Origin of the sequence: Spirillospora sp. CA-128828 (assembly GCF_050945415.1) — a bacterium.
GTDB lineage: Bacteria > Actinomycetota > Actinomycetes > Streptosporangiales > Streptosporangiaceae > Spirillospora.
The window spans coordinates 3,648,612-3,660,452 of the sequence record NZ_CP191986.1 but is presented as its reverse complement, the minus strand read 5'-3'; the positions used below and the strand labels follow the sequence as shown (position 1 = coordinate 3,660,452).

At 71.8% G+C, this 11,841-nt stretch carries 12 protein-coding genes; 7 read left to right on the top strand and 5 right to left on the bottom strand.

From position 1 onward, the window contains the following. Window positions 1–107: 107 nt before the first annotated feature. The gene (locus tag ACQPXG_RS18075; protein ID WP_433468861.1) at window positions 108–890 is read right to left on the bottom strand and encodes an alpha/beta hydrolase; all 783 of its coding nucleotides are present in this window, start codon (window positions 888–890) and stop codon (window positions 108–110) included. Between the two features lie 84 nt (window positions 891–974). Here ACQPXG_RS18075 and ACQPXG_RS18070 point away from each other — a divergent pair, with 84 nt between their 5' ends. The 3 genes from ACQPXG_RS18070 (at window position 975) to ACQPXG_RS18060 (ending at window position 3,316) form a co-directional block, all read left to right on the top strand. Beyond that, window positions 975–1,547, top strand: a complete 573-nt coding sequence (locus ACQPXG_RS18070; protein WP_433468860.1) for an RNA polymerase sigma factor — start codon at window positions 975–977, stop codon at window positions 1,545–1,547. Beyond that, window positions 1,540–2,823: a VOC family protein gene (locus ACQPXG_RS18065; protein ID WP_433468859.1), complete on the top strand. Its 1,284-nt coding sequence runs from the start codon at window positions 1,540–1,542 to the stop codon at window positions 2,821–2,823. The genes ACQPXG_RS18070 and ACQPXG_RS18065 overlap by 8 nt, the downstream gene beginning before the upstream one ends. Before the next feature lie 160 nt (window positions 2,824–2,983). After that, on the top strand, window positions 2,984–3,316 hold the full coding sequence (locus ACQPXG_RS18060) for a hypothetical protein (RefSeq protein WP_433468858.1): 333 nt from the start codon (window positions 2,984–2,986) through the stop codon (window positions 3,314–3,316). A 105-nt stretch (window positions 3,317–3,421) separates the two neighbouring features. Here ACQPXG_RS18060 and ACQPXG_RS18055 read toward each other — a convergent pair whose 3' ends face one another. Then, window positions 3,422–3,808, bottom strand: coding sequence for a VOC family protein (locus tag ACQPXG_RS18055; protein ID WP_433468857.1), 387 nt, complete (start codon window positions 3,806–3,808; stop codon window positions 3,422–3,424). After that, window positions 3,805–4,431 carry a TetR/AcrR family transcriptional regulator gene (locus ACQPXG_RS18050; RefSeq protein ID WP_433468856.1) on the bottom strand — a complete coding sequence of 209 codons (627 nt, stop codon included), beginning with the start codon at window positions 4,429–4,431 and terminating at the stop codon, window positions 3,805–3,807. The genes ACQPXG_RS18055 and ACQPXG_RS18050 overlap by 4 nt, the downstream gene beginning before the upstream one ends. Before the next feature lie 274 nt (window positions 4,432–4,705). Here ACQPXG_RS18050 and ACQPXG_RS18045 point away from each other — a divergent pair, with 274 nt between their 5' ends. The 4 genes from ACQPXG_RS18045 to ACQPXG_RS18030 all read left to right on the top strand — a co-directional run bounded on the left by ACQPXG_RS18045 (window position 4,706) and on the right by ACQPXG_RS18030 (window position 8,649). Next, window positions 4,706–5,626, top strand: coding sequence for an ABC transporter substrate-binding protein (locus tag ACQPXG_RS18045; RefSeq protein WP_433468855.1), 921 nt, complete (start codon window positions 4,706–4,708; stop codon window positions 5,624–5,626). Window positions 5,627–5,936: 310 nt separating this feature from the next. Next, on the top strand, window positions 5,937–6,950 hold the full coding sequence (locus ACQPXG_RS18040) for a FecCD family ABC transporter permease (RefSeq protein WP_433468854.1): 1,014 nt from the start codon (window positions 5,937–5,939) through the stop codon (window positions 6,948–6,950). Beyond that, window positions 6,947–7,717, top strand: coding sequence for an ABC transporter ATP-binding protein (locus tag ACQPXG_RS18035; protein WP_433468853.1), 771 nt, complete (start codon window positions 6,947–6,949; stop codon window positions 7,715–7,717). Before ACQPXG_RS18040 ends, ACQPXG_RS18035 begins: the two co-directional genes overlap by 4 nt. Further along, complete coding sequence (locus ACQPXG_RS18030; protein WP_433468852.1) at window positions 7,714–8,649, top strand: adenosylcobinamide amidohydrolase; 936 nt, start codon at window positions 7,714–7,716, stop codon at window positions 8,647–8,649. The genes ACQPXG_RS18035 and ACQPXG_RS18030 overlap by 4 nt, the downstream gene beginning before the upstream one ends. A 172-nt stretch (window positions 8,650–8,821) precedes the next feature. On the opposite strand, the gene ACQPXG_RS18025 is transcribed toward ACQPXG_RS18030, so the two are convergent. Continuing rightward, window positions 8,822–10,186 carry a chromosome segregation ATPase gene (locus ACQPXG_RS18025; protein WP_433468851.1) on the bottom strand — a complete coding sequence of 455 codons (1,365 nt, stop codon included), beginning with the start codon at window positions 10,184–10,186 and terminating at the stop codon, window positions 8,822–8,824. 77 nt (window positions 10,187–10,263) lie between these two features. After that, window positions 10,264–11,811 carry an AMP-binding protein gene (locus tag ACQPXG_RS18020; protein ID WP_433468850.1) on the bottom strand — a complete coding sequence of 516 codons (1,548 nt, stop codon included), beginning with the start codon at window positions 11,809–11,811 and terminating at the stop codon, window positions 10,264–10,266. Between the last annotated feature and the right edge of the window lie 30 nt (window positions 11,812–11,841).

Below are 11,841 nucleotides of genomic sequence, written 5' to 3'. Positions count from 1 at the left end.
CCCGGCCCGCCACGCCACGCGGGGAAGACAGCGAAATGTGGATAACTTCGAATATCCCGAGGTCAGAGCCCACACCGCTAGATACGCCGGGCCGTCTGACCGGGCGTTCAGTCCCGAGGCGTCACCGGGTCGGACGTCCCGGAGACCGCGCTCATCGCCCAGGCGCCGATACGTTTGATCAAGTCCGGTGTTGCGGCCGCTTCCGCGTGACCGAACGCCGGTTCCACCCACAACTCCTTCGGATCTGAGGCCGCCTCATAGAGCTGGTGGCCGTGCTCCAGGGGAAAGAACGGGTCCGCATCTCCGTGGACCACCAGCAGCGGTACCGGCGCGATCCGTCCCACCACCTCGTGGGGAGCCTCTGGCACCGGATCCCATCCCTTGGACGCGATTCGGGTTCCGCGTGCCAGCCGGACCGCCATCCGGCCTACACGCCGTTCGATCACCCAGTGCACGCGCCGCATCGGCACCGTCCCGCGGTAGTACCAGCGGGCGGGCGCGCTCACCGAGACCACTGCGTCGACCCCGCCCTGTAACGCCGCGTGTCGGACGACGATGGCCCCGCCCATCGAGAACCCCGTCAAAACGATCCGTGAATATCCTCTTCGCCGAGCCGCCGCGACCGCTGCGTCGACGTCGGCCACCTCCCGGTCACCTACCGTTGAATGCCCGCCGGACCTCCCGTGACCGCGAAAGTCGATCCCGATCACACCGCCATGCCGATTGAGGCCGCGCGCGATCCGGCGAAGCGCGGGCTGGCCCCACGAGCACGTGAACCCGTGCGCCAGGATGAAGCACACGGCGCCATCGCCCCGCAGATGACCTGCGTCGATTCGCACGCCGTCGCCGGTGTAGAGCGTCAGAGGTTCGGGCATCACCACGTCCTCCATGATCGTGCATCGGCCTCGGCCGACTCGCCGAAATTTCTTGCCCTCCGCCCGTCGGAGAAGCGGCCCGCGGAGCGATGGAGGGGTATGAACCACCCGGGACAACTCCAGCCCGACCCGGGGCCGGCCCTGCTCGATCTCTACGACACGGCCCTGCCCGAGGTCTATGGCTACCTGCTGCCCCGGTGCGGCCGGCGCGCGCTGGCGGAGGACCTCACGGCAGAGACTTTCCTGGCCGCGGTGGAGGCGGTGCGCAAGGAGCCGCCCCCGGCACTGTCCGTCGCATGGCTGGTCGGAGTGGCCAGACACAAACTGGCCGACCACTGGCGGCGGGTGGCGCGGGAGCAACGCGGACTCCAGGCCCTGGACGGGGGCGTCCTGGAGACCGCCGAAGATCCATGGGACGAACGCCTGGACGCGCTCCTGGCCCGGGAGGTCCTCGGCATGCTGGGGCCCCACCATCGGGCCGCCCTGACGCTCCGCTACCTCGACGGGCTCCCGGTCCCCCAGGTGGCCGAGCACCTCGGCCGTACGCTCCAGGCCACCGAGGCACTGCTGACACGGGCCCGGGCGGCCTTCCGGAACGCCTACACAGACCACTGCTCACCAGGGAAACGGATCCCCGGACACCGTGACAGGAAGGAGGGCCACGATGACTGATCCGCTGGAGGCTCTCCGCATGTCGGCAGTCCCCGTCGATCCCGACCCGGCCTTCGCGGCGCGCCTGCGGGAACGCCTGCGGCGCGCGCTGCTGCAACCCACGGGAGACCGCATGACAACGACAACCGTCCACAGGCAGCAAGCCCCGGTGCGCACCCTGACTCCGCGCCTCTGCGTCGACGACGGGCAGCATGCTCTGCGCTGGTACGCCGAGGCGTTCGGTGCCGAACTCCGCGGCGAGCCCTTCATGACGGAGGACGGACGAGTCGGCCACGCGGAGCTGACCATCGGCGACTCCGTCCTGATGCTCGCCGACGAGTGGCCCGAAGAGGGTCTGCTCGGCCCGAAGGCTCGCGGCGGCCCCAGCCAGTCGCTCTACCTGAGCGTCCCCAATGTGGACATCGTCTTCTCCCGCGCCGTCGAAATGGGCGCCGCCCCTGACCGTCCCGTGGCCGACCAGCCCTACGGCCGCAATGGCGTCGTCACCGACCCGTTCGGCCACCGCTGGATCATCTCAAGCCCCCCGGCGGCCGTCCGTCCGCCGCTGCGGCAGGGCGACGTCGGATACGCGTCCGTCTGGGTCCCCGACGTCGAACGCGCCGCCACGTTCTACGGCGCCGTCCTCGGCTGGCATTCGGTTCCCGGAGGCGCTGCGGCCGGCCGCCATGTCGAAGGACTGCCCGAACAGCACATCGGTCTCTTCGGCGGCCAAGAGCACCGCACCACCTTCCTGGCCTTCGCCGTCGAGGACGTCCACGAGACGATCCGGCGGATTCACGATTCCGGCGGTGAGGCCCGGGAACCGACCGAGGAACCGTTCGGCCTGAGCGCCGAATGCACCGACGACCAAGGGATGAGCTTCTCGATCTACCAGCCCCCGGAGGGGACCAGCCCGCTGGAGAGCAGGCTCGCCGAGGCCGCCGGACGCGCTACTCACCATGGCGAGATCTCCTACCTCACCATCGGCGTCCCCGACATCGCCCATGCCCGTGCCTTCTATGGCGCCGTGCTCGGCTGGGAGTTCATCCCGGGCCGCACACCCGGCGGCTGGAGTGTCAAGCTCGGCGGCACCGAAGTGCGCCCCATGACCGGCATGCACGGCGGCACCGACCGGCCCGTCGTTGTGCCGATGTACTCGGTCGACAACATCGAAACCGCCGTCACCCGCGTCCGCGAAGCCGGCGGCACGGCAAGCGACCCCGCCCAACAGCCCTACGGCCTCACCGCCGAATGCACCGACGACCAAGGAAGCCGCTTCTACCTGGGCCAACTCTGACCACCACAGTGCCCCCAACACCGATCCCTGTGCCCAGCCCACCCGATCGTGAACAGCTCCTTGCCCCTTGGGTGGGGCTGAACCGACGGGCCATTGGGTAGATAGTCGACGTGTCTGGTGGGCTGGTTGATCGGCGGGCTCGGGCGTCAGGCTGGCTGGTATGGGCAGCGAAAACCGCACGCTTCGAATGAAGGCGCGCGGGACGCGGCAGGCCGCCGAACGCCGCGTCGCCGAACTGCCCGACGGGCGCGAGCGCGGTACGACGGCCGCGGACCACAGGCGGGAGGCCGAAGAGTACGCACGTCAGGCGATGGTCTCCTCGGCGCAGGCCCATGACCGCGCCGCGTTGCTGCTGGAGGGCATGGCCGCCGCGCATCCCGAGGAAGCGGAGCTCCACCTGCAGTCGGCGGCCCGCCATCGCAGATGGGCAGCGAACGACCGTGACCTGGCGCAGAAGTACGCACCACGAGACGGCGCCCCGGGCGCCACCTGACCACGCAAACCGCACCCCCCGGCATGATCTACCTCATTAAACGGACCATGCGGGAGGCCCCCAACTAAGGGCGCCAAGGCCGCCGGCCGCGTTCGCTCGGGGGCGTCAGGCTGGGCGTGGGGAGATGAGCTCGTAGAGGTTGCCGCTGGGGTCGGAGAAGTAGATGCCGCGGCCGCCGAGCGGGTGGTCCTCGTCGACGCGGCCGTTGTCGGCGTGGGCGGGGTCATCGCCGTACGGGATCTCGCGGGCGCCGAGGCGGTCCACGATCGTGTCGAAGGTGACGGCGTCCACGTCGAAGGCCAGATGGTGGCCCTGCGGATACGCGACGGTCATGAAGTCGAGAGTGAGCGCCGGATTCACACGAATCGGGACGAAGTGGCGTGCGTGCGGGTGCGGGCCGGTGTACGGCAGGCCCATGACGCCGGCGAAGAAGCGGGCGGCCTCGTCGTTGTCGGCGGCCGTCACGATCGCGTGATTCAGGGTGATCGTCATTCCGTGGTTCCTTCCTTGAGGGCGCCGTGCAGGAAGACGTCCAGGTAGTCGTCCATGGCCGGGATCTGCGAGTCGGGCCCGGCGGGGGGACGGGAGCGGGTGAACACCAGTCCCATGAACAGGCTCGCGATCTGTCCCACGGGCAGACGCAGTTGCTCCCGTTCGGGCTCGAACAGCTCGGCGAGGGCGTCACGGGTGCGGTCCATCGCGGTTTCGCGGTCGGGGCCGGGCTCACCGCCCTCACCGCCGTGCGGGTCGCGTCCGCGCCGGCCGGTGGCATGGAGCGCGCCGATGACCATGCCGATCCGGGCGAGGTAGGCGTCGATCGCGGCGGCGGCCTCCGCGAGCCGGTCGGGCAGTGGCTGGTCGAGCGGCACGGCCGCGATCTCCGCCAGGACGTGGTCGGTCTGCAGCGCCTCGGCGACGCACGCGTCCAGCAGTTCGTCCTTGTCGGCGAACACGCGGAAGATCGTCGCCTCCCCGATACCGGCGGCGCGGGCGATCTGGCCCGTGGTGACGGCGGTCCCATGCTCGGCGACCAGTGGCAGAGCGGTCCGGACGATCATCTCGCGGCGCTCCGCCGGGCTCATCCCAGGGGCACGGCGGCGCTTCTTCGGCTCCATACCGCCAAGGTACGGAGTGAGTTCTCACTCCGTCAACATCGGAGTGAGAACTCACTCCGACATTGGGACAGATCCGCATTCGGTGGCTGATACCGTTGCGGTGCTGCGCGCCAGGAGCGAAGTCCGGTGTGAATCCGGCGCTGTCCCGCAACTGTGGTGCCCCTCTCGAAGTGGCCGAGCCAGGTCGCCTCCTCGCGTGCCGACGACCGTCGACCTCGTGGAAGGGCGATCCGTCCTGAGCGGGCCGCGGCTTCCCTGCAACCAGGAGGCTCCAGTGAGACCCGTACGCACCCTCGGCGTGGTGATGGCGATCGGCGTCATGACGTTCGCCGCCGCATGCGGCGGCGACGACGGCAAGTCCGGTAACGACACGTCCGGTGGCAAGTCGGTCACCGTCCAGGCCGCCAATGGTGCGGTGACCGTCCCCGCCGCGCCCAAGCGGATCGTGTCCCTGTCCCCCACCCACACTGAGACGCTGTTCGCCATCGGCGCCGGGTCCCAGGTCGTGGCGGTGGACAGCTACTCCAACCACCCCTCCAACGCGCCGCGGACGAAGCTGTCGGGCTTCAAGCCGAACGCCGAGGCGATCATCGCCTACAAGCCCGATCTCGTCGTCCTGTCCGACGACATGGACGGCATCGTCAAGGCGCTGGAGAAGGTGAAGGTGCCCGTCCTGCTGGAGCCGGCGGCGGCGAAGCTGGACGACGCCTACGACGAGATCACCGACCTGGGGCAGGCGACCGGCCACACCACCGAGGCGAAGAAGCTGACCGGCGACATGCAGGCCGCCGTCCAGAAGACGGTCGCCGCATCGTCCAAGGCCAAGGGCCTCACCTACTACCACGAGCTCGACAATCAGCTCCACTCGGTGACGTCCAAGACCTTCGTGGGCCAGGTGTACGGGCTGTTCGGCCTCCAGAACATCGCCGACAAGGCGGACAAGGCGTCCGGCGGGTACCCGCAGCTGTCCCGCGAATACCTCCTCAAGCAGGACCCCGCCCTCATCTTCCTGGCCGACACCAAGTGCTGCGGGCAGAACGCCGGCGCCCTCGCCAAGCGCCCCGGCTGGTCCGACCTGGACGCGGTCAAGCACAACGGCGTGGTCGAGCTCGACGACGACATCGCGTCCCGCTGGGGTCCCCGCCTGCCCGAGTTCGTCAAGACGATCGGCGACGCGGTCCAGAAGGTTCAATGACCGCTGCCGCCGAGGACGCCCGCTCGTGAGCAGGCGCCGCCCACGTCCCGGAGAAGTTCCGGCCGAACCGCACAACACGGCCGGGACGCCATCGTCCGAAGGCACGACACCGCCTCAACGCACCGAGTCGTCTCAGCCTGAGGCCGCGAGAGCACCCACCAAGAACGCAACCCCGCCGCCCGAGGACGCCGCGCCACAGGCCGCGGGGGCGCGGTTCGGGCGGGGTCTTCTGCGGGGCCGGGGCGTCACGCTGTTGTCTCGGGGTACGGGGGCGCGGCGGGTGGGTGTGGGGTCTCAGGCCAGGTTGCGGGTGCTTCCGCTGACGGTGGCGGCCGGGTTGCTGGTGGTGACCCTGCTCGCTGGTGTGCTGGTCGGGTCGGCCGGCCTGCCCGCCGCGGGGGTGCTGAAGGCGCTGGCCGACAGGATCCCGTTCGTGCATGTCGACTCCGGCTTCGGTGTGATCGACGAGAACGTCCTGTTCCAGCTCAGGGTGCCGAGGGCGCTGATGGCGGCGCTGGTCGGCGGGCTGCTCGCCGTCGCGGGCGCCGGGTATCAGGGGGTGTTCCGCAACCCGCTCGCCGATCCGTACCTGCTGGGCGCGGCGGCGGGAGCCGGAGTCGGGGCGACGCTGGTGATCGTGCTGGTGCCGGGCGACCCCGAGTACAGTGTGCCGCTCGCCGCGTTCGCGGGCGCGATCGGCGGGGTGTTCCTGGCCTACCTGCTGGGCAGCGTCGCGGCGGGACGCGCTAACGGGACGGCGACGCTGGTGCTGGCGGGAGTCGCGGTGTCGTCTTTTCTCGCGGCCGTGCAGACGTTCATCCAGCAGATGAAGGCGCAGGAACTGCAGCGGATCTTCTCCTGGATCCTCGGCGGCGTCGGGTCGTCCGACTGGCATCAGCTGGGACTGGTCGCCCCGTACGCGCTCATCTCCACGATCGTGCTGCTCGCGCACGGAAGGCTGCTGGACGTGCTGAGCGTCGGCGACGAGGAGGCGGCGTCCCTCGGCCTGTCGGCGTCGCGGGTGCGGCTGACGGTGCTGCTGGCGGCCTCGCTGGCGACGGCGTCCGCGGTCGCGGTGAGCGGGCTGATCGCGTTCGTCGGCATCGTCGTCCCGCATGTCGTGCGGCGGCTGGCCGGCGGCTCGTACCGGATCGTGCTGCCGCTCTCGCTGCTCGGCGGGGCCGCGTTCCTGGAGGTCGCGGACCTCGTGGCGCGGACGGTGGTCAGGCCCGGGGAGCTTCCGCTCGGGGTGGTGACGGCGTTCGTCGGCGGGCCGTTCTTCGTCGTGGTGCTGCGCGCGTCCCGCAGGCAGGTGGACGCGTGACGGTCGCGGTGCGCGGCCTGGACGTCGCACTGGGCGGGCGGCAGGTGCTGAAAGGGGTGTCGCTGGACGTTCCGGCCGGGTCGTGGACGGCGATCATCGGCCCGAACGGCGCAGGGAAGTCGACCCTGCTGCGCGCGGTCCTCGGCCTGGTGCCGTCCCACGGTGAGATCGCCGTCGCGGACGCGGACCTGCGGACGCTCAAGCCGCGACAGCGTGCCCGGCTTGTCGCGTACGCCCCGCAGAGCCCGAACCTTCCGGTGGGCATGACGGTGTTCGACTACACGCTGCTCGGGCGCTCCCCCTACATTCCGCATCTGGGCCGCGAGGGCGCACGCGACCGGACCATCACCGGAGAGGTTCTCGACCGCCTGGACCTCACCGCCTTCGCCGCCCGACCGCTGGACCACCTTTCCGGCGGCGAGCGGCAGCGGGTGGTGCTGGCCCGCGCCCTCGCCCAGCAGACCTCGGTGCTCCTGCTGGACGAGCCGACGACCGCGCTGGACATCGGCCACCAGCAGCAGGTGCTGGAACTCATCGATCAGCTGCGGCTGTCCGACGAGCTGACCGTGGTGACCACCATCCACGACCTGACGCTGGCCGGGCAGTACGCCGACGGCCTGGTCCTCATCTCGGGCGGACGGGTCGCCGCGGCGGGCCCGCCGGAGCGGGTCCTCACCCGTGAGACGGTGGAGGAGCATTTCGACGCGCGCGTGCGCATCACCCCCGGCCCCGGCGGCCGGCCGATCCTGTCGCTGGAGCGTCCGTGAACCTGGAGACGGTGTGGCGTGAGGAGGACGGGAAGCGGCTGGCCTCGACGGTGTGGCGGGCCGGCGACGGTCACCGGATGATCTCCTCGGCGATGCTGGGCGGCGGTATCGGCCCGGCCCGGTGGGTGCTGAACGCGCAGGTCCCCGGCACGTATTCGCGCACCGACCCGGTCGCACACCTTGCCGGGCTGGCGGCGTCGTACGGGCTGGACGGTCCGGGCGCCGGGATGCTCACGGCGGCCTCGGTGGCACGCACGATGCGGCGGGACGACGAGGGCGTGGCCGTGTCGGCGACGGTCGGGCTGCGCGTCCCGACCTGGGCGGTCTCGCCGGCCGGGACCCCCGACCCGGAACTGGCCCCCGTCGACCTCGACGTGACATCCTCGCCCGATCTCGACGTGACGCCCCCGCTCGATCTCGACGTGACGCCCCCGATCGACCGCGACGTGACGTCCCCGCCCGGCCTCGATGGAACGCCCTCGCCCGGCCTCAACGTGATGCCCTCACCTGAGCTCGACGGGACGTCCCCGCCCGGCCTCGAAATGACGTCCCCGCCCGGCCTCGAAATAGCGTCCTCGCCCGACCGCGATGTGCCGTCCCCGCCTGACCGGGATGGGGCGTTCCCGCCCGGTTGGGCGCCTGGGACTGTCAATATCGTGGTCGCGGTCCCCGTGCCGATGAGTGACGCGGCTCTGGTGAACGCGGTCGTCACCGCCACGGAGGCCAAGACCCAGGCGTTGCTCGAAGCCGGATTCCCGTGCACCGGCACCGCGTCCGACGCGATCTGCGTTGTGGCCACCACCGGCGGGACAGAGGAGATCTTCGCCGGCCCCCGCTCGGCCTGGGGCTCAAGGCTCGCCCGCGCCGTGCACGCCGCCGTCCACGCCGGCGCCGTCGACTACGCCGGACACCTGAAGTCCCTCGGCCGCTGAGCCCTGCCGACCCCAAGGCGCGGGCCGGCGTTCGCGGTGTCCGGACGAAGGGCCCCGGGAATGCGCCGGCCGCCGTACCACCCCGGTGCGGTACGGCGGCCGGATTCAGGGCCAGTGCAGTGTGGGGTTGCGCCTCACCTCCTACCTGTGCGTCGATCGTCCGGCATGACGGTCAGCCGGCGTGGGGAAGGCGACGACCGTTGCGGCGAAGAGGGTCTGTGGCGAGCGGGTCGCCGCCGTCCAGCAGGGAGCCGTTCATCGGCGGCAGGGAGTGCAGCCCGGTCGGCGGTTCCCGGTCGACGGCCGGGCGCGGACCGGGATCCGGACGCCCGTCGACCAGCGAGGTGAGGGCGTCGACGCGGCGGCGGGCGCGATCGGCCTCGGCGCGGGCGGCGTCCCGCTCGGCGGTGAGCGCCCCCACCGCGGCCCGCAGCTCCTCGGCGGTGCGGGTCAGCTGCCAGTTGTGCTGTTCGAGCTCCCGGGCGCGCGCCTGGATCTGGTCGCGGTCGGCGACGGCCTGCCCCCGTTTGGCCTCGGCGTCCCGGACGGCGGAGCGCAGGTCGTCGGCGGCGCGCGTGGCGGCGGCGGTCTCGACGCGCTGCCCCTCGACCAGGGTCTCGGCCTCCGACAGCCGCCCGTGCAGGGTGACCAGTTCCGAGCGGGCGCTCTCCAGGGAGGCGAGCAGTTCGCCCTCCCGCGTCGCCATGCGGTCGCGGTCGCGTTCGGCGGCGAGGCGGGCGGCGCCGTCGCCGTCGGCCTTGTCCTTGGCCTCCTGGCATTCCTGCCGCGCGGCGTCCCGCTCGGCGGCGAGCCGCTTGGCCTCGGCGCGGGCGGACGCGGCCTCCTGCTCGGCGGCCTCGGCGCGGGCCCGGGCGGTGGACGTCTCCCGCCACGCGAGCTCCGCCTGCTGCTGGGACGCGTCCCGTTCCCGCTGCGCGATCGCGATGTGCCCGGCGGCCTCCGCCCGGGCGTCGGCGACCCGCCGCTCGACGCCCGCGACGCTCAGCTCGGACATCAGTGACCCGGCGAGCCGGTCCGCGAGGCCCTCCAGCCGGTCGACCATCTCCCAAGTCCAGGCGACCTGGCCGGTGAGGCCCGGGGAGTCGAGGCCCCGCTCCCGGCTCTCGCGCGCGGCCTGCTCGCACGTCCCGTCGCCGTCCTGGCAGTACCGGACGGTGCGGGCGCCGCGCACCGGCTGCGGCACGGGCCGTCCGCAGCCGGCGCACGGCCAGACCGCGACCGGGTCACCGAGGCGTGCGATCCCGGCGCGGTCGTCTCCGCCGGCCGGCGTGCCCCCCGCGCCGCCGGACTGCTTCTCGCCGGCCGGTGAGGCGGCCGACGTGGCGGCGTCCGATGCGGCCTTGAGCAGCGCCGCCGCGTCCGCGGACGCCCGCGAGACGTCCGCGTGATCGGCGCGGGGCGCCGGGTCCCCCTCGGCGTAGGCGGCCGGGTCGGTGATGACGGGAAGGTCGGTCTTCGTCGGGGCTGCGGGGGTCGGGGCGACGTTGTCGATCGGGGCGACCTTCAGGTCTTTCATGTGCCGTTGTACGCAGGCACACCCGGAAGCGTTCGACGTTCCCGGCGACGACTTGCGACCCGTCCGCCCCAGCGGGCTCAGCCCGCGCGTTCCCGCAGGTAGGTCTCTCGCACGCGGTGGCGGCTGAGTTTGCCGGACGGGGTGCGCGGCAGCGACGCGCGGAACTCCAGGCGGCGCGGATGCTTCAGCTTCGCCAGCCGCGGCGCGCAGTGCGCGAGCAGTTCGGCGGCGAGACCGTCGCCCGGTTCGGCGTCCTCGGCCGGTTCGACGAGCGCGACGGCGCTCTGGCCCCAGTCGTCGTCGGGGACGCCGATGACGACGACGTCGCCGACCGCCGGATGCTGCAGCAGGACGGACTCGATCTCGGCGGGGTAGATGTTCACGCCGCCGGAGATGATGAGGTCGGTGCGGCGGTCGCTCATGTAGAGCCAGCCGTCCGCATCGAGGTGGCCGAGGTCGCCGGGCGTGTAGAAGTCGCCGCGCATGGCGGCGGCGGTCTTCTCCGGGTCGTCGTGGTACTCGAATCCGGGCTGCCCGCTCGCGTAGATGAGGCCGGTCTCCCCGGGCGGCAGCTCGGCGCCCTCCGGGTCCAGGATCTTGATCTGGACGCCGTCGACGGGGCGCCCGACCGTCCCGGGGTGGGCGAGCCACTCGTGCGGGGCGGCGACCACGACCGGGCCGCTCTCGGTGGAGCCGTAGTACTCGTAGAGGACGGGCCCCCACCAGTCCATCATCCGCTGTTTCGTCTCCACTGGGATGGGCGCGGCGCTGTGGTACACCTGCCGCAGCGACGACAGGTCGTACCGGGCGCGGACGTCGTCCGGCAGGGCCAGCATCCGGTGGAACATCGTGGGGACCATGAACGCGTTGGTCACGCCGTGCCGCTGGACCAGCTCCAGGGTGTGCTCCGGCCGGAAACGCGGGGCGACGACGACGGCGTGGCCGAGGTTCAGCGCCATCATCGCGTGGACGCAGGGCGCGGAATGGTAGAGCGGCCCGATGGCGAGGTGCACCTCGTCGCCGGGGGCGAGCCCCAGGTACCGCATCAGCGTCTGCCGCATGACGTCGATCAGCACCTCGGGCGTGATGTCGATCAGCGGCCGCCGGACGCCCTTCGGCCGTCCCGTCGTGCCGGACGTGTAGAGCATGACCGAGCCCATCAGCCGCTTGCCGGGCGGATCCGCGCTGCCCGACGCGCACAGCGCGGCCATCGACCGGTACCCCTCGGCGGGGTCGACGCTGACGCGTCCTTCGGCCGGGATGCCCGCATCGTCGGCCGCGCCGGACACCACGTCGGCGAACGCGCTCTCCGTGATGACCGCCTTGGCGCCACTGTCGGCCAGGATGTAGCCGATCTCCGGAGCGGTGAGGTGCCGGCTGACCGGGACCAGGTACAGCCCCGACTGGACCACGGCCAGGAGGACGGTGAGGAACTCGGGCCGGTTGCCGAGCACGGTCGCCAGCGCGTCGCCCGGGCGCAGCCCGAGGCCGGAGAGCGCGTTCGACAGGCGGTTCACCTCGGCGTGCAGTTCGCCGTAGGACATCGGTTCGCCGGGAGCCAGCACGGCGGGACGGTCCGGGTCGTTCTGCGCGATCTCGTAGAAACCGACACCCTCGACGCCCATGCGGCTCTCCTCTGTCCGGGTCGGATGGCC

Bases quoted from the DNA above. Each gene is read 5' to 3' on its own strand.
- ACQPXG_RS18075 (WP_433468861.1), bottom strand. From the start codon at position 890: ATGGAGGACGTGGTGATGCCCGAACCTCTGACGCTCTACACCGGCGAC.
- ACQPXG_RS18070 (WP_433468860.1), top strand. From the start codon at position 975: ATGAACCACCCGGGACAACTCCAGCCCGACCCGGGGCCGGCCCTGCTC.
- ACQPXG_RS18065 (WP_433468859.1), top strand. From the start codon at position 1,540: ATGACTGATCCGCTGGAGGCTCTCCGCATGTCGGCAGTCCCCGTCGAT.
- ACQPXG_RS18060 (WP_433468858.1), top strand. From the start codon at position 2,984: ATGGGCAGCGAAAACCGCACGCTTCGAATGAAGGCGCGCGGGACGCGG.
- ACQPXG_RS18055 (WP_433468857.1), bottom strand. From the start codon at position 3,808: ATGACGATCACCCTGAATCACGCGATCGTGACGGCCGCCGACAACGAC.
- ACQPXG_RS18050 (WP_433468856.1), bottom strand. From the start codon at position 4,431: ATGGAGCCGAAGAAGCGCCGCCGTGCCCCTGGGATGAGCCCGGCGGAG.
- ACQPXG_RS18025 (WP_433468851.1), bottom strand. From the start codon at position 10,186: ATGAAAGACCTGAAGGTCGCCCCGATCGACAACGTCGCCCCGACCCCC.
- ACQPXG_RS18020 (WP_433468850.1), bottom strand. From the start codon at position 11,811: ATGGGCGTCGAGGGTGTCGGTTTCTACGAGATCGCGCAGAACGACCCG.